Annotated in this window: 22 protein-coding genes; 12 read left to right on the plus strand and 10 right to left on the minus strand. The window is 50.4% G+C overall.

The genetic code is table 11. The features are described 5' to 3' along the window. Nucleotides 1-63: 63 nt before the first annotated feature. On the plus strand, nucleotides 64-1,185 hold the full coding sequence (locus tag DZK30_RS13775; protein WP_118974737.1) for a vWA domain-containing protein: 1,122 nt from the start codon (nucleotides 64-66) through the stop codon (nucleotides 1,183-1,185). A 128-nt stretch (nucleotides 1,186-1,313) separates the two neighbouring features. Continuing rightward, a complete protein-coding gene (locus DZK30_RS13780; RefSeq protein WP_118974738.1) occupies nucleotides 1,314-2,768 on the plus strand; it encodes a magnesium chelatase in 1,455 nt (484 codons plus the stop codon). A 267-nt stretch (nucleotides 2,769-3,035) separates the two neighbouring features. Here the strand turns inward: DZK30_RS13780 and DZK30_RS13785 are convergent, their stop codons facing one another. The 3 genes from DZK30_RS13785 to DZK30_RS13795 all read right to left on the minus strand — a co-directional run bounded on the left by DZK30_RS13785 (nucleotide 3,036) and on the right by DZK30_RS13795 (nucleotide 5,285). Further along, nucleotides 3,036-3,779: a pseudouridine synthase gene (locus DZK30_RS13785; RefSeq protein ID WP_118974739.1), complete on the minus strand. Its 744-nt coding sequence runs from the start codon at nucleotides 3,777-3,779 to the stop codon at nucleotides 3,036-3,038. 44 nt (nucleotides 3,780-3,823) lie between these two features. After that, on the minus strand, nucleotides 3,824-4,585 hold the full coding sequence (locus DZK30_RS13790) for a T9SS type A sorting domain-containing protein (RefSeq protein WP_118974740.1): 762 nt from the start codon (nucleotides 4,583-4,585) through the stop codon (nucleotides 3,824-3,826). A 148-nt stretch (nucleotides 4,586-4,733) separates the two neighbouring features. Further along, nucleotides 4,734-5,285, minus strand: coding sequence for a ferritin (locus tag DZK30_RS13795; RefSeq protein WP_118974741.1), 552 nt, complete (start codon nucleotides 5,283-5,285; stop codon nucleotides 4,734-4,736). 197 nt (nucleotides 5,286-5,482) lie between these two features. Here DZK30_RS13795 and DZK30_RS13800 point away from each other — a divergent pair, with 197 nt between their 5' ends. The 4 genes from DZK30_RS13800 to DZK30_RS13815 all read left to right on the plus strand — a co-directional run bounded on the left by DZK30_RS13800 (nucleotide 5,483) and on the right by DZK30_RS13815 (nucleotide 7,575). After that, nucleotides 5,483-6,073 (plus strand): hypothetical protein, encoded by a 591-nt coding sequence (locus DZK30_RS13800; RefSeq protein ID WP_162903087.1) that lies wholly within the window; start codon nucleotides 5,483-5,485, stop codon nucleotides 6,071-6,073. A 101-nt stretch (nucleotides 6,074-6,174) separates the two neighbouring features. Continuing rightward, a complete protein-coding gene (locus tag DZK30_RS13805; RefSeq protein ID WP_118974743.1) occupies nucleotides 6,175-6,504 on the plus strand; it encodes an ArsR/SmtB family transcription factor in 330 nt (109 codons plus the stop codon). A 56-nt stretch (nucleotides 6,505-6,560) separates the two neighbouring features. Next, the gene (locus DZK30_RS13810; protein WP_118974744.1) at nucleotides 6,561-7,040 is read left to right on the plus strand and encodes a DUF6428 family protein; all 480 of its coding nucleotides are present in this window, start codon (nucleotides 6,561-6,563) and stop codon (nucleotides 7,038-7,040) included. Nucleotides 7,041-7,161: 121 nt separating this feature from the next. Then, a complete protein-coding gene (locus DZK30_RS13815) occupies nucleotides 7,162-7,575 on the plus strand; it encodes an arsenate reductase ArsC (RefSeq protein ID WP_118974745.1) in 414 nt (137 codons plus the stop codon). A gap of 166 nt (nucleotides 7,576-7,741) precedes the next feature. On the opposite strand, the gene DZK30_RS13820 is transcribed toward DZK30_RS13815, so the two are convergent. Then, a complete protein-coding gene (locus DZK30_RS13820) occupies nucleotides 7,742-10,147 on the minus strand; it encodes a TonB-dependent receptor (RefSeq protein ID WP_240432928.1) in 2,406 nt (801 codons plus the stop codon). A 384-nt stretch (nucleotides 10,148-10,531) separates the two neighbouring features. Here DZK30_RS13820 and DZK30_RS13825 point away from each other — a divergent pair, with 384 nt between their 5' ends. The 5 genes from DZK30_RS13825 to DZK30_RS13845 all read left to right on the plus strand — a co-directional run bounded on the left by DZK30_RS13825 (nucleotide 10,532) and on the right by DZK30_RS13845 (nucleotide 17,528). After that, a complete protein-coding gene (locus tag DZK30_RS13825) occupies nucleotides 10,532-13,069 on the plus strand; it encodes a T9SS type A sorting domain-containing protein (RefSeq protein ID WP_118974746.1) in 2,538 nt (845 codons plus the stop codon). Nucleotides 13,070-13,216: 147 nt separating this feature from the next. Further along, entirely contained in the window at nucleotides 13,217-15,259 is a 2,043-nt protein-coding gene (locus tag DZK30_RS13830) for a T9SS type B sorting domain-containing protein (RefSeq protein ID WP_118974747.1), read from the plus strand. Nucleotides 15,260-15,382: 123 nt separating this feature from the next. After that, the gene (locus DZK30_RS13835) at nucleotides 15,383-15,787 is read left to right on the plus strand and encodes a hypothetical protein (protein WP_162903088.1); all 405 of its coding nucleotides are present in this window, start codon (nucleotides 15,383-15,385) and stop codon (nucleotides 15,785-15,787) included. Further along, nucleotides 15,784-17,052 carry a hypothetical protein gene (locus DZK30_RS13840; protein WP_118974749.1) on the plus strand — a complete coding sequence of 423 codons (1,269 nt, stop codon included), beginning with the start codon at nucleotides 15,784-15,786 and terminating at the stop codon, nucleotides 17,050-17,052. Before DZK30_RS13835 ends, DZK30_RS13840 begins: the two co-directional genes overlap by 4 nt. Nucleotides 17,053-17,129: 77 nt before the next feature. Next, on the plus strand, nucleotides 17,130-17,528 hold the full coding sequence (locus tag DZK30_RS13845; RefSeq protein WP_118974750.1) for a hypothetical protein: 399 nt from the start codon (nucleotides 17,130-17,132) through the stop codon (nucleotides 17,526-17,528). A gap of 51 nt (nucleotides 17,529-17,579) precedes the next feature. On the opposite strand, the gene DZK30_RS13850 is transcribed toward DZK30_RS13845, so the two are convergent. The 5 genes from DZK30_RS13850 to DZK30_RS13870 all read right to left on the minus strand — a co-directional run bounded on the left by DZK30_RS13850 (nucleotide 17,580) and on the right by DZK30_RS13870 (nucleotide 21,659). Beyond that, the gene (locus DZK30_RS13850; RefSeq protein WP_118974751.1) at nucleotides 17,580-18,194 is read right to left on the minus strand and encodes a hypothetical protein; all 615 of its coding nucleotides are present in this window, start codon (nucleotides 18,192-18,194) and stop codon (nucleotides 17,580-17,582) included. A 65-nt stretch (nucleotides 18,195-18,259) separates the two neighbouring features. Beyond that, on the minus strand, nucleotides 18,260-18,946 hold the full coding sequence (locus tag DZK30_RS13855) for a LytR/AlgR family response regulator transcription factor (RefSeq protein WP_118974752.1): 687 nt from the start codon (nucleotides 18,944-18,946) through the stop codon (nucleotides 18,260-18,262). Then, on the minus strand, nucleotides 18,936-19,979 hold the full coding sequence (locus DZK30_RS13860) for a sensor histidine kinase (protein WP_162903089.1): 1,044 nt from the start codon (nucleotides 19,977-19,979) through the stop codon (nucleotides 18,936-18,938). Before DZK30_RS13860 ends, DZK30_RS13855 begins: the two co-directional genes overlap by 11 nt. A 1-nt stretch (nucleotide 19,980) precedes the next feature. After that, nucleotides 19,981-20,745, minus strand: a complete 765-nt coding sequence (locus DZK30_RS13865) for an ABC transporter permease (protein WP_118974754.1) — start codon at nucleotides 20,743-20,745, stop codon at nucleotides 19,981-19,983. Continuing rightward, nucleotides 20,742-21,659, minus strand: coding sequence for an ATP-binding cassette domain-containing protein (locus DZK30_RS13870; RefSeq protein ID WP_118974755.1), 918 nt, complete (start codon nucleotides 21,657-21,659; stop codon nucleotides 20,742-20,744). Before DZK30_RS13870 ends, DZK30_RS13865 begins: the two co-directional genes overlap by 4 nt. A 191-nt stretch (nucleotides 21,660-21,850) precedes the next feature. On the opposite strand from DZK30_RS13870, the gene DZK30_RS13875 reads away from it, so the two are divergent. Beyond that, nucleotides 21,851-22,582, plus strand: a complete 732-nt coding sequence (locus tag DZK30_RS13875; protein WP_118974756.1) for a class I SAM-dependent methyltransferase — start codon at nucleotides 21,851-21,853, stop codon at nucleotides 22,580-22,582. 39 nt (nucleotides 22,583-22,621) lie between these two features. Here the strand turns inward: DZK30_RS13875 and DZK30_RS13880 are convergent, their stop codons facing one another. Beyond that, complete coding sequence (locus DZK30_RS13880) at nucleotides 22,622-23,545, minus strand: alpha/beta fold hydrolase (protein WP_118974757.1); 924 nt, start codon at nucleotides 23,543-23,545, stop codon at nucleotides 22,622-22,624. Between the last annotated feature and the right edge of the window lie 151 nt (nucleotides 23,546-23,696).

Consider the following 23,696-nt stretch of genomic DNA (forward strand, 5'->3'; position numbering starts at 1 on the left):
CTTATCTGTCGAATATAAAATTGATAAAGGCTTAACGCCAATAGCCTTAATTTTACGGTTATTATGGAAACAGATAAACGGAAAGGGTTCCTGTTCAAACAGTACGAACCGCCTGATATTGCTCCTTTCGACAAACTCTTCGAAATCTTCACCGAACTGATCACCCACACTTCCGGCGACCTCGACGAAGCCATTACCTGGCTACGGGAGCTTGATGTGGAATACCAGCTGACCGATGATCAATACACTATCGATGATTTTATCGAAGACCTGAAAAAGAAGGGCTATATCAGGGAAGAAGTGAAGCCGGACGGCTCCGGGGGCGGACTGGGCATTACGGCCAAGACCGAGCAGGCCATACGGCAACAGGCGCTGAAGCAGATCTTCGGCAACCTCAAAAAGAGCGGCTCCGGTAACCACAAGACCAAGTATGCCGGCAATGGTGACGAACATACCGGTGAATTCAGGGAGTATCATTTCGGCGACGGTCTCGACCGCATTTCCCTCACCGAAAGCCTGAAGAATGCCCAGATCAATAACGGCGCTGATGTGTTCCGCCTTACCGAAAATGACCTGGTGGTGGAAGATGCGCAGTTCAAGTCGCAGATGAGCACGGTATTGATGATCGACATCAGCCATAGCATGATCCTGTATGGCGAAGACCGCATTACGCCCGCCAAAAAGGTCGCCATGGCTCTGGCCGAAATGATCACAACACGGTATCCCAAAGACACCCTGGATATCCTGGTATTTGGCGACGATGCCTGGCCTATAACGATCGGCGACCTGCCCTACCTGCAGGTGGGACCTTACCATACCAATACGGTAGCCGGATTGCAGCTGGCCATGGACCTGCTGCGGCGCAAACGCAATACCAACAAGCAGGTCTTTATGATCACCGATGGTAAGCCCAGCTGCGTACGGGAGCCGGACGGCACTTATTATATGAACAGCGTAGGACTGGACGAGTACATCGTGGACAAGTGCTATACCATGGCCCAGCAGGCCCGGAAGCTGCATATTCCCATTACTACCTTCATGATCGCCAGCGACCCCTACCTGCAACGCTTTGTCAGTCATTTTACAGAAGCCAACCAGGGCAAGGCTTTCTATACAGGGCTCAAAGGCCTGGGCGAAATGATCTTTGAAGATTATGAAGCAAACCGGAAAAAGCGGATCAAATAATCCGGAAGCCTTAAGGACAAACGGATAAACAGCAGATTGCTTGGACAGACTTAGCAATCGAACTGCCGGTCCAGGCGCTTGTCGAAAAGACCAGCAGGAGATAAACAAATAAATTTTTCAAAGAAAACATGAATACAGAACAGATAAAGACATTCGGCGCGCTGAAGCAAGCCGGTTACCAGAGTAAAAGCATCAAGGACGAGCTGCGCCAAAACCTGCGTCAGAAGATCGCGGAAGGCGTAACGGTATTTGAAGGTGTATGGGGTTTTGAAAATACCGTGATCCCGGAACTGGAACGCGCTATCTTGTCCCGCCACAATATCAACCTGCTTGGCCTGCGTGGCCAGGCCAAGACCCGGCTGGCCCGCCTGATGGTGAGCCTTCTGGATGAATGGATCCCCTTTGTAGCAGGTTCGGAGATCAACGACGATCCTTTCCGCCCTATATCCCGCTTTGCGCGCGATCTCATTGCCGAAAAAGGCGACGATACGCCCATTGCGTGGTTGCATCGCGACGAGCGGTTCTACGAAAAGCTGGCGACGCCCGATGTTACCGTAGCCGACCTGATAGGTGACATCGACCCAATCAAAGCAGCCAACCTGAAGCTGTCCTACGCCGATGACCGGGTTATCCACTTTGGTATGATACCCCGGGCCAACCGCTGCATATTCGTGATCAACGAACTGCCCGACCTGCAGGCCAGGATACAGGTGGCCCTGTTCAATATACTCCAGGAAGGCGATATCCAAATACGGGGCTTTAAGGTGAGGCTGCCGCTGGATCTCCAGTTTGTCTTCACGGCTAATCCCGAAGATTATACCAACAGGGGCAGCATTGTTACGCCCTTGAAAGACCGTATTGGTTCCCAGATATTGACGCACTATCCAGAGAACATTAAGATCGCCCGCCAGATCACCGAGCAGGAAGCCCGGCTCGACAGCAGGCAGAGCGACGTGATCCATGTGCCCTCGCTGGCAAAAGACCTGCTCGAACAGATCGGCTTCGAGGCGCGCAACAGCGAATATGTAGACGCTAAAAGCGGTGTGAGCGCCAGGATGAGCATTACTGCTTATGAAAACCTGCTGAGCACCGCCGAGAGAAGAGCGTTGAAATCCGGTATGGAAAAAACCACGGTCCGACTCTCCGACTTTATGGGTGTGATCCCGGCCATTACGGGGAAAGTGGAGCTGGTATACGAAGGCGAGCAGGAAGGCGCGGCTACCGTGGCCGAAAACCTGATCGGCAACGCGATTAAGACCTTATTCCCCATTTACTTTCCAAAGATCGAAAAGCTGGAGCGCCCTAAAGAAAAGACGCCATACCAGGAAGCGATTGACTGGTTTGCTGAAAACGAAATAGAGCTGATGGATGAAGATACCGACGAGGTATACCGGCAGCAGCTGGACCAGGCGGGACCGTTGTACGGAATTATTCAAAAGTATCAGCATGATGTTTCCGAAGCGGATCGGTATTTCCTGATGGAATTCCTGCTCTGGGGCCTGTACGAATTCAAGAAGCTGGGTAAGACACGCTTTACCGAGGGCTTCCAGTTCCGCGACCTCCTGGGACAGATCTATAATTAGCGCTTACCCTTGGAGGACAACCTGTAAGTATTTTAATACGCCGCAGCGCCACGCTGCGGCGTATTAATTGGGCAGGGTATACACGGGCCAATAATGGTGTTGCTGCTGCCGGCGATATCGTTTTAAGATTTACTAAAGGAAGAAACTGTGCGATAAACCGCAAAGGTCGCTACGCGATAGGCAAGGGGGTGCAAAGGATGACGGAGATCGTAACGTGCCGCCGCCTCACTGAGAGAGAAATGGTGCACAATTATCTTTATTGCAGGATCAGAAACTTTCGTTTTCGCGCAGGTAACGCCATTTACCCGGCGGCAACTTGCCCAGATGCACTTTGCCCATACGGATACGCTTGAGACCTACCACATGCAAGCCTACCAGCTCGCACATACGGCGGATCTGGCGTTTCTTGCCTTGCTTGAGGATAAAACGAAGTTGGTCATCGTTCTGCCAGGTCACTTTAGCCGGACGCAGCTTTTCACCGTCGAGGCTCAGTCCATGGTTCAATAAACGTAGCCCGTTCTCCGCGATCCGGCCGGTAACCCTTACCAGGTACTCCTTCTCGATGCCGCTCTGTTCGCCGATCAGCTGTTTGGCCACACGGCCATCCTGTGTGAGTACCAGCAGGCCAACCGAGTCGATATCGAGGCGACCGGCCGGCGCCAGGCCATATTTTTGCCGGTCGTTATAGCGGATACCGCTTTTATCTTCCTGCCATTGGTTTTGCGGAACGATCAATTCTGCTGCCGCCCGGTAACCCTTTTCGGGCTGAGCGCTCACATAGCCGACGGGTTTGTTCAGCAGTATGGTCACTCTTCCGGCTTGCTGGCGATGCGCCAACTGGTTGAGGGTGATCACATCTTTTTCTGTCACCTTCATACCTTTTTCGCGGGTCACCTGCCCGTTTACCTGTACCCAGCCTTTGAGAATGTATTCGTCGGCTTCCCTTCGCGAGCAATAGCCCAGCACGGCCATTCGCTTGGCAAGCCGCATATTGTCATTTGCAGTATCCATATCGATAGACCGGCAAAACTAAGCTAAAAACGCCAGATGACAGGCTAGCGACGGATCACCAGCTTACCTGTGCTGATACGCGTTCCTGTTTGTATCCTCGCCTGGTAAAGACCGGGCGCCAGGTGGGAAACATCCATTTGCCAACGGGCCGGTTGCCCCGGTTGCCAGCTGTATTCTTTCATCGTCAGTGTACGCCCGGCAATATCGGTCAGTGTTACCGTAAATGGTCCTTCGGTAATGCCATCCAGGGCAAAGGTCACCTTATCGCCGGCCGGGTTGGGCGATATGCTGAATATCCCTTTATCTTGTTTTTTCTGTGTAATTGCTGTGGGGTCCGGTTTGCCTTTCAGGATTACCGTCAGGCAACGCTCGTTGTTTTCCGGTAAGGTATCCATGGCCGCTGAAGCAATGGGCGGTGTCATGAGGTTACCGGTCACCACGCGGATACAAAGCGTTACGGTAGTGTCGGAAGCGCTTGTTCTGTCATTATGGATCGTCGCCAGGCTGCCAAATTGCAAAACAGTCAATGCACCAGGAGGAAAAGGACTGGAAGAAAGCCCGGCTGCACGGGCGCTGTCCGGGAGGTTCAGCAGATTGCCAAGAAAATACATGGTGTCGGTCGTAAGCAGTGTATCAGGGCCAAAGTTGCCCAACATGAGTTGCACCCGGGCGCTATCGCCATTAGCGATCTCCGTCCCATCGGAAGGCGTCATCCCTACGATACGCAGGTCGGTATAGCGTTGTGCGGTAGTGGTAGCCGCCAGTAGCAGGCAAAATAAGGCAACAGGAAGTTTGCGGTAATTCATGGTTTCTTTTTTGATGAATTTAGATACGCAAACCTAACCCGGGCCGGCGCCAATGGTGGTTAAACAAGGTTAAATGCGGTTAAATATGCTTAAAACAGCAAAAGCCCGGTCAAAAGACCGGGCCGCATTATCGCTAAGAAAGCCTGTATCAGGGATTTTCAACCGTTTTGCTTTCCGCAAGCTCGGCTTCATCCGGCGCTCTGGCCAGGTCGCGGTCGAGATTATACAAAGCATCTGCAGAAGCATTTTCCCCGCCAGCCACTTTGATCTTATCCAGCAGGCCCATGGCCAGGGTTTCCTCTTCGGTCTGTTCCTGTACAAACCATTGCAGGAAATGCCAGGTGGCCCAATCCGATTCTTCATGACTCAGCTTAACCAGCTTATAAATACCAGTAGTATTATCTATTTCCTGCTGAAACACCTTCTCAAAACAGTTCTGAACGCTGGTTGGATCATCCGGCGGCTTCGCAATAGGGTCCACCCTTACTTTTCCGCCGCGTTCGAGAATGTACTCCAGGAATTTCATCATATGATTACGTTCCTCGTTGGCGTGCCGGAACAGGAAGTTGGCAATGCCGTTATAGCCTTCATCGGCGGCCCAGGAGGCATAGGACAGGTATACCTGGGCAGCCCAGGCCTCCTGTGTCATTTGTTTGTTGAGTCCTTCCTGCATAGTGGAAGAAAGCCTGTTCTTGTTCATGACAGCTGTGTTTTGATTCTTATGGGAATAACGCAGCAGCTACCCAAAAGATTAACAGACAGGTCTTTTTAAGCGGCTTTTAGAATAGATTAACGTTGCGCGGGCCGGCTGCCGGCTTTTGTGCTACCTTTACATTGTCCCAAAAATCGACCAAGTCCGGGAAGCGTTATCCTTCACCGGCCGGCCATACCGCAGCCATGAAAGCCATTACCTTCAACCGCTTACTGTTTGCCAGAACGATCATTATCTTTCTTATCCTCACCATTGTCTGGACTATGTTATGCCGGGCAACAGACCACTTTACAGACCGGGATAAAGGTCTTGTAACGGGATTGGGCTTCCTGGTGCTATTTGCTACTGCCTTGTTTACGGGACTAAAAGTAAAAAGCCTGACCACTTTGATCAAGCTTGTTATCGCAACCATTGTCCTGTTCCTGGTAAGCTCTTTCGTAATCGGCCCTTTAATAGGCATATCGGGTAATTCCATGATCTTATATGCGATCATCAATTCATTCTTTGTTGCTATCGTATTCACTACCGTTTTGCATAAAATAGTTGGCATTGCCTTCAGAAAAGCGACAATGATCGCAACCATGCTGTGCCTTCTTCTGGCTTATTTAATCGACGGTGCGCTCTCTCCTGTGCTTGATCTTAACTTTGAGTTTGATCCTATATTGACCCTATTCAACATCTTCCAATTGTTCCTCATCATTCCCTTAACGCTTGGCATGACCATCAAACCTAAAGTGACCGCTCATGAAGAAGCTGCTAGTCCTCAGAATGTATAAGCCAGGTTCAATGCGAAATGAAGTGGCCTCAAGGCTGGCAGAAGATAAAAATTTTGGTAGTTAATTGTTTAATCGTAATATTGCGATATAAAGAAGACCAGATGGGACTGACCAAGACAGAAATGTTTACTGATGCGCAAAATGAACTTGCTTCCATATTGAAAGCATTAGGACATCCTGCCCGTATTGCTATACTGCAACATATCATCCGGCAGCAAGCTTGTATTTGTAATGATCTGGTGGATGAGCTTGGTTTGGCGCAAGCAACGATTTCCCAGCACTTGAAAGAATTAAAGAGCATTGGGATCATAAAGGGGAACATAGAAGGTACCAGCGTCTGCTATTGTATCGATGAAAAAGTGTGGTCGAAAATAAAAAGCGATCTGAATATTTTCTTTACAGATCATGTCACATTCGAAAAATGCTGCTGAGCATTTTTTTTGCTTTAATTAATCGCAATATTGCAATATAACATTAAATAAGAATCATGTTGCTATCAGAAATTAAGAATGCACTTCCAACGCTCAGTAACGTAGCGTTCAAATTGGAAAATGGAACTTATGTGCCAGAACACTTCCATGTTACAGAGGTGGGGATCATTGAGAAACGTTTCATCGATTGCGGCGGGGCGTTAAGAAACGAACGTGTGATAAACTTCCAGCTTTGGGATGCCAACGATTACGATCATCGTCTTAAACCGGAGAAACTACTAAACATAATCAAACTGTCTGAAGAAAAGCTTGGCCTTACTGATGATCTAAGCATAGAAGTAGAATACCAGCGAGAAACCATCGGTAAATATGACTTGCAATTTAATGTTGGTGTTTTTGTGCTTACCAGTAAAGCAACTGCTTGTCTTGCCCAGGATAAGTGCGGTATTCCATCAGACCAAAAGACCAAAGTCCCGTTATCGGAATTAGGTAGCGCTCCTTCATCCTGTACGCCCGGTAGTGGATGCTGCTCCTGATGAAAGCGCTCCTGACCCGGTATAAAAAGCCGGTCATTATTACGACATCGGTTATTGTACTACAATTGATATTTGGCTTCGATCCAAAGTTTTGCATCATTAATATAATCTGGTTGTTTGTATGAAAAAGATATTGGTGCTCTGTACCGGCAATAGTTGTCGCAGCCAAATGGCTGAAGGCTATTTACGACACTTCGCTGAAGAAAGATGGGATGTATACAGTGCAGGAGTAGAAACGCATGGCGTTAATCCTATGGCTATTGAAATAATGCGTGAAGATGGTATTGACATCTCTCATCATACATCCAACAACATTGATGAGTACAGAAATATTGCTTTCGATTTTGTGATCACGGTATGTGACCATGCTAAAGAGCAGTGCCCTTTCTTTCCTTCCCGAGCGAAGAGGTTTCATTACAACTTTCCTGATCCCGCAAAAGCTAGTGGTACAGAAGAAGAGATACAACAGCAATTCAGAAGCGTAAGAGATCAAATAAAGGACTTCTGTCAGAAGTTTATCGCCGAGGAGCGATAATGATATAACGCATTTATACAAAAGCCTGACCTTGACTATCAGAAAAAATTCATCAAAAGATAGGGACATCGGGCACCCTGATTCTGTAAAAAGAGGCTGTCTCCTACATTTGACAACGCAAACATAGGAGACAGCCTCTTAGCATGTGCTCCTCAAAGAGAAGTGATCAGAAGGTATAAGCCAGGTTCAGTGTGAAATTGCGTGGCCGTTGCGGATTTACCGACCAGTACCCGATATAGTATTCCTTATTGGTGATATTGTTGAGCGTAAAGCCGATGCGATAATGCGATGCCTGGTAAGCCAGTGTGGCATTAAGCAGCACATAGGATGGCAAAACGAAAACACCGGTAACGCTGTTGTCGATCACTTTATATTCCCCGGCATAATTGCCGCCCACGCCCAGTGAAAAATGCTTCAGCAAGCCATTGGCGGGCCGGTAGTTGATCCACAAGTTAGCCAGGTCCTGAGGGCCTTGTCCGCCGGGTGCTCTTCCCGGTTCATTGTAGAAATCGTTGGCATTGCCGGCCAGCACCTGCGTTCTGTTGTGGCTGTACCCGGCAAGGATGCTGAGGCCGGGCATAGGATGTGCGGCAAGATCCACTTCGAAGCCCTTGCTACCCACCTTACCGCCCTGCAGCGAGTTGTTGGGATTAGCCGGATCGGGATATACCCGGTTACCGACACGGATATCGTAATAAGAGACAGTCAGCTGCAAGCGATCGGAAAACAAGTTGGTCTTGGCGCCCACTTCCCATTGGTTGGCATGCTCGGGCGCAAACGATTTTATCCTCGGGTTGCTGCCGTCGGCATCGGCCACCTGGCCGGGCGCTACATTGACGAAGGCATTCATGTAATTGGCAAAGAGTGACACCTGTTCCAGCACCGGCTGGTACACGATGCCGAACTTAGGCGACACAGCGAACTGGTTAAAATTATCGTTGTCGTCACCTTTCTCCCCTTTGGATACAAAATAATCGGCACGTACGCCGGCCATCACAGAAAGACCAGGTGTGATATTGAGCACATCGGATACATAAGCGCTGTAGGAGCTGTTGCTCACATCGCTCCGGGCGCCGTCTGTGGTACGCAGCAGGTTATCGACCAGGGCTTGCGATAAGTAAACAGGAGCAGTGGTATCGCCACTAGCGGGATCTATATAGGGCACTTCCCCTGCCTGTGGCGTAACATGCCGCACATTGGCTGAGCCGGTGCTGTTAGCGATAATGTTGCGGTTAAAGAAGTCCAGGCCTACCAGGACGCGATTGCGCAGCTTACCGATACGGAAGTCGCCATTGAAGTTTTGCTGAAAATCGGTCGTAGTCGTGGTCTGTATCTCTTTGCGGAAATACTGATCGAAATAGTTGTCGCCGGGCGCATCGTCCCAGATATAGGTATAGTAGCCATTTGATTTGATGGTACCTCTTGAAACAACCGTCTGCGAGGTCCAGTGCTCCGACAGCTTGTAGAACATTTGCGCCTGCAGGTTAAATCTCGGATTCTTCATACTGAGATCGTTGCTCATGAAAGAGCGGTCCGGGTTAAGGCTCAGCTCCTTTACATTATGGAACGGCAATGGGCTCTGGCGGTCGGAATGAAAAAAGACAGGCGCCACTGCCATTACCAGGAAGGAAAGCCGGTCATTTACGGTATAGCTCAGCGTGGGCGCAAAGAAGAAGGCTTTGCGGTAGCCGGCATCCTGGAAGCTGTTTTCGGTATGATAGGCGGTGTTGATACGGAGTGCGATCTTTTCTATTTTGCTCAGCGGTATATTCACATCGCCGGTAATGCGGTTAAGGCCGAAGCTACCGACGGTATAGCCGAGCTCGCCGCCGAACCCGGAATAAGGTTTTTTGGTAACGGTATTGATCATACCACCGTAACTATAGGTAGCGCCACCAAACAAAGAAGCCGAAGGCCCTTTGATCACCTGTATCTCTTCTACATTGGCCAGGTCCAGGTTGCCACTGGTAAGGCCGGGAAGACCGTTGATGAGCAGGGGCTGGGCGTCGAAGCCGCGCAGCGCAAAATAAGAGGCGCCATCCCCTGCCCTGCCTGTAGATTCCCAGGTGCGGGTAATGCCGGGTACATTGCGCAGGGCATCGTCATAGCTGGTAAGACCCTGTTGCTTTATGGTCTCCGTAGATACACTATTGTATACCTGTGCATTTTCGAGGTTTTTCAGCGGCATTTTCGCGACAATGGTATTCACTTTATCGCCCTGCCTCACGGGGATCACCACTTCCTGCAGCTGCGCTGCGCTTTCTTTCAATTGAAAGTCGACGGTTACTGTTTCGTCTTGTTCGATGGTCACCGATTGCTCCTGACCTTCCAGGCCAACTGAAGAGGCTGTAATCGTATAGGTACCCGGCGCGATATTCCGCAATTGGTATTGTCCGCGCTTACCGGTCATAGCTGCTTTGTCACTGCCTTGCAGGCTTATCGTCACCCATTCTGCGGGCTTGCCGTCGGCAGTGCTTACAAAGCCTTTAATTGCGCCATTCTGGGCAAACAGCCAGCCTGTGCTTAATGAGAACAATAAACTTAAAATGTAGCTCTTTCTGGTCATCATCATTTTTTTAACAGGGCGCAAAAGTACTGCGCGGGTAGCGGGTATGCTATAAAAACCGGGAAATACTTTTGTAAAAAATGTATGACAAAGCCGCCAGGGAAGCGGCATGGCTGTGGTGGTAAAATTTTGTTATGAAAAAAATACAGGTGTTTTCACGCGCAGGAAGGCCATCTTATGACGATGCTCTTGCAGCAATCAAAAGCCAGTTATCTCAAAAAATAAGATCATGGCACCAAGCTATACACTGGAGCAGTTGATCTGCTGCCTGTCTTTCTTTTTCATTGATCGATATCAGCTTATGACAGATAAATGACATAAGTATGACCGAAGCCTGACAGAGCTCTGCAAGGCTTGCCGGAACTTTGCGCCCGAAATCAATAAAACAATATGCGTAAAGTATTACTGGCAGGAATGGCCATGGGATTGCCTTTTGGCATCATGGCCCAGACGAACAGGCACAACAACCTCGGACCACAGGAACACCTGTGGAAGATGAAACGGATCGCCGCACATGAATTTATCGCTGTGGGCAATAGCGGCGCCGTCATGAAATACAACGACAGCTGCAACGACTGGCTACCCTTGCCGCTGAACAACAACGCCGACTTCCGGAATATCTCCTTTCCGAATGCCAGCACAGGCTTTATCAGCGGTCCTTCCGATGCCTTTTATAAGACGATAGACGGCGGCGCCTCCTGGTCCGCTATTCTTCCGGCAGCAACCGGCCTTACCAATGGCAGCATTCAATGCGTGTATTTCCGGGATGCGCTCACGGGCTTTATCGCCGGCAGCCAGATCGGCGTCAGCGGCGGCGGGCGCTTTATTAAGAAGACGACCGACGGCGGCAGTACCTGGGCTAATGTAACGCCCTCTACTATCGCTACCTCTACAGTATACGATATGGCCTTTTTCAGCAATGGTACCGGCCTTGCGGTCGCTACCAATAATAAGGCCTTTCGTACTACCGATGACGGTGCTACCTGGGTAGCCGCTACAACACCCGGCACCGCTTATTCCGTAGCAGTGGCAGGCACTTCAACCGTAGCCGTGGCTGTAGCCAATAGTAATATCATGCGCAGCACCGACCAGGGCCTTACCTGGACTACGATACCTACGACAGCCACCGGGCTGCAGGGCGTCCATTTCTACGATGCGCTGCATGGCATGATCACCGGTGCTGCGGGTGCCTTGCTGTATACAGCCGATGGCGGGCTCACCTGGTCGGCGATACCCACATTGCTAAGCCAGAAGCTGTACGATGTCCAAATGACCGCCGAACGTAAAGCCGTAGCCGTAGGTGCAGATGGCACAGTACTGGATGTGGACCTGGACCAATCTTTCCACCGCCTGTTCGAAGAGCACTTTTGCCATCCCATCGATAGCCTCAGCTATACCGGCTATACCAATACCGACAAGAGCAGCGCTACGCCCCCAAGGAAATGGTTCTTCACCAATGTGAATGAAGCCAATAACGGGCTGGAAGCCGCGCAATGGTTTCCCGGTAAGTTTGCGATATACGATGCTTACTATTATGAAGACGTGCTGTCTCAGCACCATACCGACAGCGCCATGATCGAGACACGCAGCCTCAACCTGGCCGGCGTAAGTCTCCTGTCGCTGGATTGGAACGAAGCCTTCTACACACATCCCGATGGCCTGAGCAAGACCCGTGTGGAGGGATTCAACGGCACCGCCTGGGTAACCCTGTATGAAAGCACTGGTATGGACGCCGGCGACGGTGTGGCCTCCGCTATATTTCCCACACACAAGCGGGCAATCGATATCAGCACACTGGCCGGTGTTACCAATGCCCGCCTTAGGTTCAGCTATATTGCACCCAATACCAACGATGGGTTGAAGAATTTCTGGGCAGTGAGCGATATCGTGATCAGCAACCGTAGCACGTCCGTCCAACTGGACACTATCTCTGCAGCCGGTGCTACCGGCGCTTGCCTGTCCATGGCACCCAAAGACATTAAGGTGACGATGAGCAATACCGGCGCCATGCCCGTGTTCCCGCTGGAACTGCGCTGGAGCAGCAGCGACGGTCGTTCCGGCGCCGCTGCCGACTACAATATGCTGGCTCCGGGTACTGCAACAACCATTACACTCATCGACAACTTCACACCGCCTGCAGCTGGTGGTGCCATCACCCTTAAAGCCTGGATCAGCAAATTGCCCAACCAGGTTGCCGCCAACGATACCGTATCCGCTACCTTCTACTTTGTACCCGAAGCATCGGGCACGGCACTTTTGGGTGTGGATACAGCGATCTGTCCCGGCGGTACCTATACCCTTCAGGCCCCTGCTACACTCAGCAATGTGCTTTGGTCCGATGGCAGCCATGCTGCGACCTTCAGCACCGGTACCGCCGGTACTTACTGGATCAGCGGACAATACGGAGCCTGCACTGTCAGCGATACGATCCGCATCAGCATGCAAAGCGTTCCGGTGCCGGTGATCAGCCTTCAAGGCAGTGTACTGCGGGTTGATAACGTATACGCCCGTTACCAATGGTTCTACAACAATACCGCCCTCCCTGGTACACCAAGCGCCCAGCTTACACCAACACAAAATGGTAATTACTTTGTGGTAGTGACTACCGCTGCCGGTTGCAGCGATACTTCGGCCGTATTCCGTTACGAAAATCAGGGAACAGGTATCGATACAACAGCAGGCAACATACAGACATTAAAAGTTTATCCCAATCCGGCCACCGACCTGGTAACCCTGGACCCCGGTATAAAGCTATCCGGCATACTTACCCTTACGATAGCCGATGCACAGGGACGTCGACTACAACAACAAGCGTTTAATAGCAGCGGGCCTGTACAGGTCAATATTGCAGCCTTGCCGGCAGGTGTGTACTGGCTCCGTCTTACCGGCGATCGCTTCAGCGCCTACACGCGACTGGTAAAAAAATAAGTCTTCTTCTTTTTGTTTATACGCCTGCGGCTTCTGCCGCGGGCTTTCTTTTATTATGTTGCGAAATTTACTCATTCATTATATAATTCATGATAAATTGCGCCTGATATATTATCTTTAGGACACCAATAAAACTGTCCCGTCATCATGCCAAAATTTATTCCTGCTTTTTGGGCGCTAATGCTGTTTTGCTGCTGCTGCTATCATCCCGTCTCCGCCCAGCTGGAAAATAGCATCTGGTGTTTCGGCCAGCATGTAGGAATCAATTTCAATACCCAACCGCCCAGCTTTTTCCCGCACAATATGAATGCATTCGAAGGCTGTACTACCGTTTCGGATGCTTCGGGACATTTGCTTTTCTATTCGCTGGGCAGCCGCATCTGGGACCGCAACGGCAATGTAATGCCCAATAGTATCGGCCTGCTGGGCAATGGTCCCCTGATCAACGGCGTTCCTCAGGGATCAAGCGAAGGGGGTACGCTGGCGCTCCGTTCGATCACCGATACCAGCATCTATTACTCGTTTTCGATGGGTGCCGTTGAGGATGGTCCACCCAGCTTATGGTATTCGGTAATAGACATGCGCCTGAACGGCGGTATGGGAGATGTAGTGCCTACACAAAAGAATATATTCCTGGCCGATTCCTTAGCGGAAAGCATCACCTTTACCATGGGCCCCGATTGTAACAGCTACTGGGTATTGGTAACCAAGTGGACTTCGGCTGCGACTTACCTTACGTTTAAAGTAGATGCCGCTGGCGTGCACACAACCCCGGTATCCTCCCCCATCTCAGGCGGAACTATTGCACCCATATTTTCAAATGATGGGAAACGACTGTATGCTCCGGCAGGAACTTTATATGTATCCGATTTCGATCAATCGACTGGCATTGTTGCGCCGGCCGTGGGTATTACTTCTCCTAATTTGTCATTTACCTGGCCTATGGCGATATCCCCTGATGATTCAAAATTATATTTCGGCAACATAGGGCCGCTTTTCAAGCTGGTACAATGCGATATCAGCCTGTTGCCCGATTATACAGCTGTTGCCAATTCTGCCAGGGTGATCGATACGAATGCCTATTTCGACATACAACCAGCGGTGGATGGAAAACTGTACCTGGTGCCGCTCCTTCCCGCTATGTCGCAACCTTACCTGGCGGCCATTGAGGCGCCCAATAATGCGGGTGCGGCTTGCCTCTTCAACCCGGTAGCGCTACAACAACCTCCAAGCATGCCTAATCCCCAGTACAAATTTATACGCCTGGGTAAACCGTTTCGCCTGCCCGGGAATCCGGATACGCTGGTCCGGGTCGTTAAAGACACATCGATCTGTTTCCGCGACCAGGCCCAGCTTACCCTGCCGCCAGCTACTTATTATTCCTGGAGTACGGGCGCAGCCACCCAGAGTATCAACATAAACCAGGATGGGGTGTATTGGGCTTATTCCAGCAGCTTTTGCCATCATTATATCGACTCCTTCAAAGTACGCTTCGTCAATTTCGACATGGAAATAGGCCCAGATACCCTTATTTGCCCCGGCGATTCCTTCCTGATACAGCCCCTTGCACCTGCCGGTTCAAGCTACCGCTGGCAAAACGGAAGCACCGCGTCATCTTTCCCCGCTTCAAGGCCCGGAAACTATACCCTACGCGTAACCAAAGATGGCTGTACCAAAGCAGATAGTCTTTATGTGACCGGCATAGACCCTTATTTACAAATAAGACCGCGCGATACCAGCTTTTGCAGCGACGAACCTTTCCGGCTTAAGGCCGAAGCCAACCCGGCGGGTACGTTCCGCTGGAATACCGGAGCCACAGACGATGCCATCGATATAGACCAGGCCGGACGATACAGTGTTGTCACCGACAATATATGCGGCCGTTTCAGCGATAGCGTGTATATCGACATTAAAGGCTGCCAGTGCCGTAGCTATATACCCAATGCCTTTTCCCCCAATAGCGACGGCAACAACGACCTGTTCCAGGTAACGTTCAACTGCCCCGATGTAAAAAGTTACCAGTTGTCTGTTTACGATCGCTGGGGCAGAAGGGTTTTTCTCAGTAAAGTCCCCGGTGAAGGATGGAACGGACAGAACGCCGATGTGGGTACCTATTTTTATTACCTCAGCTATAAGCATCCTTTGCTGGGTGAAGTGAGGAAAAAGGGAGACGTAATGCTGATACGCTAGGGCGCCCGGCCGGTGTAGCGATTTGATAACACAGGGGGTACAAAAATGGTCTTGCATAAATAAAGGGAGATTGTAGCTTTGCATGACCAATACCTGAAGCATCACAATGCTAAACGCTACCCTATGGCTAAATTCAACCTTAAGGATACCCTTATCCTGCCCGTAAAATACCAGAACACCAAGCTTTACCTTACGGCCAACGTGGTGCCCGACAATACGGTGATCAGCATCGCCGGACACTCCGTGATCAATTGCCTGCAGATCGAGATCGCCGATGTTACCTTCAGCGACCACCCGCTCGACTACGCCAACAAGCTTTATGGCGCTACGCTCAGCGTGGAGGTAAATGTAAGCAAGATCAAAACGGGCGAGAGCGACGACGATGGATCAAAGATCCCCGTGAGCTGTTCGCTGATCGTCGATGCCGGCAATGACTTGCTGCAGGAATACCAATTAGACGATAAAAAGACGCCTACGGCCAATTCCCGTTTCTTCTTCACCATTGCGCTTAAAGCAGAACAAGCATGAGAAAATACTACCTGTTTGCTGCCTGCCTGTTATGCTTGAGCCTCAGCACACAAGCGCAGGAGCCCGACCTGAAGCCGCTGGAGCTCACCGCCAGCCCTGCTTATATCCTGCTGGGTGTTCAGCCCACCAATATCCAGCGGCCGTCTACACCACGCGATTTCGCCGCCAGCCTGCAGTCCGCCGCGGTGAATGGGGTGCTGCAACCCAATTTCGCACTGGAGGTAAACCCGTTCAACTGGAATAAGAAAGCAGCCGGCAATCAATATTCTTTCATCGCCAACGATTATTTTTCCACCGATATCCTGCCTGCAATCAAAAAGAATTTTGCCATTTCCCTTGCTACCTCCAGCACCGATACGGTAAAATTCGGCGACTTGAACAAAGGTACCGGCCTGGGATATGGGTTGAGGGTAACGTTGCTGCCGGGAACTGTAAACAAAAGAACGACAGAAGATCTGCACGCCTGGGCTACGGCCGAAACCAAACAATTAGCACTTAGCCTGGTCGATAATCTGCTCAATAGTCCATCGTTCACCTATGAAGATGTACAACGGGCCTTTGACATGGCAGCGGCACATACTGCAGAGCGAAAAGACATTCCTGACGCAATGAAAGCCGGCCTGCAAAACGATCTGCTCTCCCTGAAGGGGAAGGTTGCGGCCTTGAAGGACACTGCCGCTTTACAAAGCTGGCTGGCCACAGAAGAACCCGCACTCGACTCCATGAAGGCGGTGGCACTGGACCGTATCAACAAACGCCGGACACCCTTTGCCCGCGAAGGTTTTATCCTGGAAGCCGCTTATTCCGGCGTCATCGTGCTGCAAAACAATAACTGGGATAATGCGGTCTACGCGAAGACGGGCATCTGGATCACGCCCTCTTACCGGCTCGACCTCAGCAACGACAAAGACCTGAAGCTGGTGCAGTCGCTGGACTTCCTGGGTATCTTAAGGTATATCTGGAACGAGCATAGGGTAGATCCCGGCAATTACCTGGACTTCGGCGCCAAGGCGCAGTTCAATCGCAACGACTGGAATATAGGGCTGGAAGGCGTGTTCCGCCATGCTTCCGAAATACCCCTGACCCAAAGCTCACACTGGACCTATTCCTGGGCGGCCAATTTCAGCTATACCCTGCAGGACAATATTACCCTGCGACTGAGCTTCGGCTCTCAGTTTGACGGTAATACCAGGGTTTATACCAAGCCCAACGAAATACTCGCCATTGGCGGCATCAGCTTCGGCCTGCTGGGAAAAGGGAAGTAAGCTGGCAGCTTTATTCTGCCCACCGGGAATTATCTTTCAGCTTCGTCATTTCCAATATAATAAACCCTATTATAATCATGAGAAAATATGTTATTTTATTCTGGCTGGTCATCTCAATATTTCTTTCTTCAGGATGCAGTGATTACGGAAAGAAAATTCAATTTGGGAACCTTGATCTTTATTATACGTCGGCCGTTACCAAGGATGAAGCTGATAAGCTGGGAAATTATTTAGTACAGCGTGGGATCAATAATAATGGCGCGAAAAAGACAGTTCAATTATCTAAAGATGGCTATACGTATCAGTTCCGTATGGTCCTTAAACAAGACTTGGAACAAGATGAGGACACGAAACGTCAATTCGAAAAACAAGCCTACCTGATATCGCAAGATGTATTTAATGGCGAAAGAGTGGAAGTACACGCTTGTGACGAAGATTTCAAAACAATTCGTGTGTATCTTATGAAAGCCTATTGATTTTTTCACAAAAAGTTACAGGCATAGTCGATGATAGTAAAAAGCACCTTATTATCGGCCACCTGGTTTATTGAGATCCTGCAGGGATAACCATCCCGTGGTCACCTGCTTCCCGCCGTTATAAGAGCAGAGGGCAAAGCCATCCTGGACCTTGCTGATCCGCACCACATCGCCCTTTACCACGAAAGCCTTCCTGGTTGTCGTAGCCGATGGCTTATCGTGGAAATAAGCTTTGGTATTTTTTACATAACGGATCTCTATCCAGGGTTGCGCTTCGTCGAAGGTAAAAACGGCCGGCTCCTCATCGGCAAAGTGCTGTACATTCCAACAACCGCCATGCTCCTCAGCCAGGTGCACTTTGATCGTTTTGTCGCCGCCTGTTTCAAGTGTTCCGTCGATCACATCATCCAGGGGCTGTGCCGGATAATAAGTTCTGATCTTGGCTTTTCCACCCGTTACTTTTCCTTCCAGATAAAAAGCGCAGGAGAATTTGGGATGATCGGTACCCTCGTCGTAGCCGGTAGCGCTCTCAAAATATCCGGTGATCATTTGTGTCGCCGGGTTGTAGGCAATATCCAGCTCATCATAGCTCCCGGTGCGTATGCTTTGGCTGCGCGCAGAAAAAGTAAAGAGTAATAGTGCAGGGAGTAGACAAATGCTTTTCATATTGTTATCAGTAAGGTTTGACCAAAGCTACACCATATCTGTATACAAATACTACCGGGCAACGGCTATTTACCAGCGGTAACCAATTGGTAAAAATGCTTGCGGTAAGTATCTGATACCGGGATCATACGATCCCCGATGCGGATACCGTCGCGCTCAATAGTATCGATCTTATCGATGGCGACCATATACGATTTGTGTACCCGGCATACGACATTTTGCGGTATCTCTGCTTCCAGCTCCCTGAAGGTCTGCAAGGTCATGATCTTTTTATGCTGGGTATGGATCATACGATAATCCCTGCGCCCTTCGATGAATAGTACATCACTGAGCAGAAGCTTTTCCAGGCGGTATTCCGTCTTGATAAAGATATAGTTGCGGGGCGCAGGATCTTTGCGCTCCAATTGCTGCTTTACCTTGTCCACAGCTTGTAGAAAACGGTCAAAAGTATAGGGCTTCAGCAGGTAGTCGCGTACATTCAACTCATAGCCCTTCAACGCGTACTGATGATATGCAGTAGTAATGATGACCGCGCTGCGGTTAACCGATTCCAGCAGCTGGATACCGGATAGTTCCCCGATATTGATATCCAGAAAGATCAGATCGGGAACGTGGGTGTGCAGGTAGATCAAGGCATCGATACCATTGTCGAATACAGCCGTGAGCTGCAGCCAGGGCAGCTTCTGCAGGTAATCTTTGATCCGGTCCTGAGCCAGCGGCTCATCTTCAATAATGATGCAATTAATCTTCATGGTTGTCCAGAATAAGTTGTACAGAATAAAGATCCGATTGGTCTGATAAGCTTAACCGGTGCCTTCCGGGATACAGCAGCTCCAGCCGGCGCTGCAGCAATTCGTTACCCAAACCGCTATAAACCTCATCCCTGACCCCATTGCGCTGGTAATAGTTGTCGCACCGGAATTCGATACGCTCTGCTGATATCCCGACCGAGATCTGCACTGCCGGCCCTTCTCTTTTGCCGGCGGCATGTTTAAAGGCATTCTCAATATAAGCGATCAGCAGCATGGGCGCGATCATATGATTGCCGGGGTCTCCTTGCAGGTTATATTGGACAAAGTCCCTGTTTGCCGAACGTATACGCTGCAGATCCAGGTAAGCTTCGATATAGTCGAGCTCTTTGGCAAGCGGGACCTTCTCCGTGCGTGTCTCGTACAGCATATAACGCATAATACCGGATAGCTGATTGAGAAAAAGCGATGCTTTTACCGGGTCTTTGCCAATCAATACATCGATATTATTAATGGTGTTGAACAAAAAATGAGGATTGATCTGCGATTTGATCAATGCCAACTCTGTCTCATGATGACGCCGCTGCAGCTCTTCCTTGATCCGTATATCGCCATACCATCGGATGAACCCTTTCAACACCAGGCCGATGATCCCATGGATACCCGCCAGCATGCACAGGAATATCCCCATAAAAAAGCTTTGCGGAAAACGCAGTTGTCCCAGGGCATTGAGCGGGAAGCTCAGCAAAAAGGTTGCGATACCACCGGCCACCAGGGCAAACAAGATGCCCCAGACAACGCAGGCCAGCAAACGTTTCCGCATTAACCAGCGATCAAACAGTACCAGGTAATAAGAATAGAACCCCAGCACACCGGGCAAGAGCGCAAATGCCGCAAATGGAGAAAAGAACAAGACCTGTGCCAGGTGCTCCAGCGGTGGACGGGTCTTGGGCAAAGCCAGCAGAATGGTCGTGATCAACAGCAGGTACAGGAGCCAGTAACAGGTGTGCAGCAAAACGATGACAGATCTACGCATATCAGCTCCTTTCCTTTTTAAAGAGAAACAAAAGATAGCTTCCGGTGCCGAACAAGGCAAAATAGCCAAATGCCCAGGCATAGATATTGGTGTTGGATCCGGTTTTCATAAAAGCTGCGGCGCTATAAATGTACGGCACAATATAGGCATATTGCCATTGCATCACCATCATAGACAGGATATAGAGGCCAAGCCCTACGCCGATGGGGACCATAAAATTGCGGAATTGCAGGCTTAGCAGGAATTGCAGAGCGAGTACCGGCAGGCAGGTCAGCAGGAATTTACTATTGCCCAACATGAATTTGCCCCAGGGAAAGGCCTCTGCCGGGAAGGGAACCCGCTTAATGAACAAGGCCGGGAGCACGCCCGTGAGATAGATACCAACGTTGAACAGAATAAAGAATTGGAGCAGCATCACCAGGATCACGGCCAGCTTGGCAAAAAAAATGGTCGTGGGCGATTGTGGCGTGGCGTGCAACTGCTTCCAGGTCTGATTACGGTATTCCACCTGCCCCACCAGGGTAGTAACAAGAATGACACCCATAGGCAGCAGGAAAAAAGCCATCCCCTGCCAGCAACGTGAATAGAGCATCTCCCATATTTTGGAGGAAGCATTATCACCGGCGAGGCGTTCCGAAAAATAGAACCGCTGGATAAGGATGATCAGCGGGATAAAGAAGCCGCCGGCGATGGTCAGCCAGGCACCGGCCGTACGTTTGCGTTTCAGCCATTCGCTGCTAAAGCTGTTCAGGAAGGTCGTTATCATGATACTCCGGTTTGTGTGAGGTTCATAAAGATGGTTTCGAGGTCACTGTTATGGGTATGGACACCATAAATGCCGATGCCGCTGCCCGTCAACTCCCTGAATAGGGCCGGCATTTGGTCCCGGCCGGGCTTATCCAGCACAAGCTGCCCATTCTCCCAGCGAAAAGGGAGCCTGAGCCGTTCCATAGCCGCAGCAGCTCTAAGGTCGTGTCCGCAGTCGATAACCAGGCTGCCCGCCTGTGCCCTTTCGCTGGTAAGCGCCGCGAGCGTACCCTGGTACAGCAATTTTCCCTGGTTGATGATCCCGATGTGGGTGACCAGCTTTTCGATCTCTGTAAGCAGATGGCTTGAGATCAGGATCGTGGTACCCTGCTCCCGGTTGAGCTGTTGCAACAAGGCGCGCATCTCCACAATGCCGGCCGGATCCAGTCCGTTGGTGGGTTCATCCAGCACCAGCAGCGCAGGCTCGTGCAGCAAAGCGATAGCGATGCCCAGACGTTGTTTCATACCCAGTGAAAACCGGCCGGCCTTCTTGCTCCCGGTACGGTCCAGGCCCGTGAGGGTAAGCGCAGCGTCGATCCTGGAGCGGGGGCATCGATAGAGTCTTCGCCATACTTCCAGGTTCTCGGCTGCGCTGAGGTGGTGATAGATAGAGGGGCTTTCGATCAGCGCGCCTACATGGCGAAGCAAACCATGCCGGCGCATTGTCATTTCCTGCCCGGAAATACTGATATGTCCCGTTTGCTTCCGTAGTAAGCCCAGCAATAGTCTTAATGTTGTCGTTTTGCCGGCGCCGTTAGGTCCCAGGAAACCGTAGATCGCGCCGGCAGGCACCTGTAGGGCCACGGCGTCCAATACCTTTTCGCCCTGGCGGAACTGGTGGCTCAGGTCTTTCGTTTCCACAATGTAGCTCATGCGTTATTGTCGTTTGTTCCCCTCAAAAATAGAACGGCACACTGTCAGCAACGCAGCACAATACATGAGATCGCGAGGTTTGTCTGCAAAAGGGTACATTTGTTCTGCAAAACGGCATCGCGGGCAAGGTCATTTCATCGGTTTTACCCCGCACGGCAATCGGAATTACGAGAATACAAAGGCACACCTATATGGAACAGCAGGAAAAAGCGGCCGGATGGGATTTCAGCTACCTGGAGCGTACGCGCAGGATGGTAGAGCGCCCGCTCCCCTGGAACTACTATAACGAAATACTACCTTACCTACGGCCAGGCATTCGTCTGCTGGATATGGGCACCGGCGGCGGCGAATTTCTTAGCCTGCTCCCACATAAGGAACAATGCCAGATCTACGCCACGGAAGGTTACACGCCCAATGTTGCGGTGGCGGCTAAACGCCTGTCCACCTTTGGCGCCACGCTCGTATCTGAATATGAAGATGATGACCTGCCCTTTGAAAGCAATTTCTTTGACCTGGTGATCAACCGGCACGAAAGCTACTCGATAGACGAAGTAGCGCGGATACTAAGGCCGGGCGGCCATTTTATTAACCAACAGGTAGATAGGGAAAGTGATCGCAATATTGCGGACCTGATCGGCCAAAAGGCCGACGATACCTTCCTGCACTGGAACCTGGCTTACGCCATGAAAGCATATGAACAGGTTCCCTTAATGCTGCTGAAGCAGCAGGAAGATTCGGGCTATACACGTTTTTTCGATACGGAAGCGCTTATTTTTTATATCAGATCGATGCCTTATCTCTTTACGGATTACGATCTGTTCGACTTTGAAATGATCCGTAACCTGCTTGACGACTGGTTTGCGCAACATGCTTATGCCGACATTGTCAGCAAGCGGTTTATTCTTTGTGCCCGGAAGACCTGAACCCTGCTTAAGCCAGAACGTTATCGCTAAGGGCGTACGTCATTGCAACCACCTTTTTATATACCTGAGGAAGTTCTTTTGCTGATCGACGAAAAGATAATGAGAACAGTTATCGATAAGGCAGAATGCATCAGGACCAACAATCTCTTTCATATCTGAAAGCTGCCGGATGGAAAAGATGCCATCCTGTTTACCATACACGGCATAAAGCGGGACGCCCTTCTGCTTTATTTCCTTTAATAAAGGCTTGGTGTCGATATTCCTGAGGATTTCATTTTTAAAAAACATTATGGGCGCATTGCTGTTCCGGATATTTTGCTTAAAAAAAGGACCGGCTTCATAAGCCTGTCTTAGTGTACGCGATGCTTCCGTCGGTTGCGGCATATCGAAGAGGCCTGCCTTACCCGCCAGGTCGTAGCAGCCTTTCCTATATGCCGCCGACTGATGGTCCATAGCCGCGACTTCGGTCAAACGGAGTAGCGTGGCTGTATCGCTGTTATGTCTGGCCTTGCTCTTTACGACGCGCTGGATCTCGTCATAGGTTTCCTGCTGGGAGAAGAGCGCACCGGCCAGAACAAGCTTGCTCACTTTATCCGGGTATTGCTGCGTATAAAGTGTCGCCACCAGGCCACCGAAGCTATGCCCAATGAGCGCCGCCTGCCTGAGGCCATATTGGTGGTAAATACTATTGAGGTCTTTAAATGCTTCCTGGTAGGTAAATGTAGCGGCGGGATCGGCCGACCGGCCCTCCCCTCTTCTGTCGTAAACGATCACGTAAAAGCCGCTGCCGGCAAGTTGGGCAGCAGTAGACGCTTCAAATAAGGTAGCATTGCCACCGGGACCGCCGTGCAAAAAGATCACCGGCTTATCTTTGGGATTGCCATAGGCTTTGCTGTATAGCTGCTTCGCCATAGCGGAGGGCACTGTGAAAAGAAGCAGGAAGAGTGTGACGATCGTTTTCATGTTTGCTGGCATGGCTTGGTATTTCAAAGCTAGGAGAAATAAACGGCTACCCGCATCATTTTTCTACCAATAAGCCCCATTCCCATACGAAGCGGGTCAATGCATAATGAAAATACATATGATGTTACCAGGGCGGAACATGCGATATTTG

Origin of the sequence: Taibaiella koreensis (assembly GCF_003545715.1) — a bacterium.
Classification (GTDB): Bacteria; Bacteroidota; Bacteroidia; order Chitinophagales; family Chitinophagaceae; genus Taibaiella; species Taibaiella koreensis.